At 67.0% G+C, this 345-nt stretch carries 1 protein-coding gene; it reads left to right on the top strand.

The window, feature by feature from the left end; translation table 11 throughout:
• Positions 1 to 345: YhjD/YihY/BrkB family envelope integrity protein (locus J7E68_RS20060; protein ID WP_251049167.1), on the top strand; the 345-nt coding region annotated here is incomplete at both ends.

Raw genomic sequence — 345 nt, 5'->3', positions numbered from 1 at the left:
GGATTCCGGGTCGGATGCGCTCAACCTCGGCATCCGCAGCGGCACGGTCGTGGTCTCGTTCGTGCTGCTGTCGACCGCGCTGGCCGCGATGGTCCGCTTCCTCACCGGCACGACGCTGCACTGGAGCACCATCTGGCCCGGCGCGATCCTCGGCGGTGCCGCCATGACCGTCCTCCAGTACGGCGCGGGGTTCCTTCTGAGCTACACGCCCACCAATCCTCTTCTCGCCACCTTCGCCATCTTCATCGGACTGCTGCTCTGGTTCCGCGTGAACGGGGTGGTGATGCTGGTGGCCTCTTCGTGGATCGCCGTCACCGCACAGGACCGCGATCTGCCGCTGCAGTC

The organism is Microbacterium sp. ISL-103, from assembly GCF_018613995.1.
In the GTDB taxonomy this organism is placed as follows: domain Bacteria; phylum Actinomycetota; class Actinomycetes; order Actinomycetales; family Microbacteriaceae; genus Microbacterium.
Note: the sequence above shows the minus strand (reverse complement) of the source record. Positions and strands in the feature narration are given on the sequence as shown.